General features: G+C 71.9%; 1 protein-coding gene and 1 pseudogene. Both read left to right on the top strand.

The genetic code is table 11. The features are described from left to right. Window positions 1-168 precede the first annotated feature (168 nt). Window positions 169-483: an FHA domain-containing protein gene (locus NON22_RS24590; protein WP_257389610.1), complete on the top strand. Its 315-nt coding sequence runs from the start codon at window positions 169-171 to the stop codon at window positions 481-483. A 20-nt stretch (window positions 484-503) separates the two neighbouring features. Beyond that, a pseudogene (locus NON22_RS24585) lies at window positions 504-1,160 on the top strand (hypothetical protein); the annotation flags it as partial.

Raw genomic sequence — 1,160 nt, 5'->3', positions numbered from 1 at the left:
GCACCGGCGCCTGTCATGTCGCCGCCTGTTCCCGTCGCGCCTGCGCCGGCAGCGCCGGTCGCGCCGCCGTCACCGCCGCCTGCACCGCCGGTTGTTCCCGCGTCCGCGCCGCCAGCGCCGCCACCTGCCGCGCCTCCGCCGGCCCCGGCGGGCGTAAGTGGACCTGCGTTGTTCCATGCGGCCAGCGGCCAGCGTTTCCCGCTGGAATCCGGCCGCGACGAGTTCCTGATCGGCCGCGTCGATCCGGTCACCGGCATCACGCCCGAAATCAACCTCGGCGCGCTCGACGCCGCGCGCAGCCTGAGCCGGCGCCATGCCAAGCTGCTGCGCCAGGGCGTGTTGCTGTTCCTGCGCGAGGAAGTCGGCACGGCCAACGGCACCTTCGTCAACGGCCAGCGGATCGCGACCGGCGAGCCCGTGCCGGTCAAGCCCGGCGACCGCCTGCGTTTCGGCACTATCGACATAGAATTGGTCGCGTCGTGACGCGCGCCCCGGAGAACAGCATGAGCAACGATCGCATCGCCGCATTGGAAGCCATCGACGTCAGCGCCGTCGACGCGCTCAAGACGATCAAGGCCGAGCAGGACGTGCTCGCCGAACGTCTGCAGCAGCTCGAGGAGAAGCGCGGCGCGGTGGCCGAGCCGGTCTATCTGCGCGTGCGCGGCGACTACGAGACGCGCAACCGCGAGCTCGACCAGAAGGCCGCGCCGCTGAAGCAGCAGGCGCGCGTGCAGTATCTCGAGCTCAGCAACCTGCTCGACCGCTATGCCGGCGATCACGAGGCGATCACCCTGGACCGCCAGGAGATCGAGCTGCGCCACCAGCTCGGCGAATTCGACGCCGCCGAGTACAAGCGCCGCATCGCCGAGCTGGAGACCGAGCTCGCCGCGCGAGCCGAAGCTCTGAAGCAGGCGCAGGAACTCAAGGCGGCGTTCCTGCAGGCCTTCCATTCCGAAGCCGAACTGCAGATGGCGGCGACGCCGCCGGTTGCCGCGGCGTCGCCGGCAACCGCATCCGCACCGGCTCCCACGCCGCCGCCCGCGCCCGCGCCTGGCGCGCCGACGGCACCGGCGGGGTTCCGCACCCTGGAGACCGAGCCGGTCGGCGACCAGACCCAGGTATTCGCGGCCATGCCGCCGATGCCGCCTGCTCCGCCGCCG

The organism is Tahibacter caeni (genome assembly GCF_024609805.1).
GTDB lineage: Bacteria > Pseudomonadota > Gammaproteobacteria > Xanthomonadales > Rhodanobacteraceae > Tahibacter > Tahibacter caeni.
Note: the sequence above shows the minus strand (reverse complement) of the source record. Positions and strands in the feature narration are given on the sequence as shown.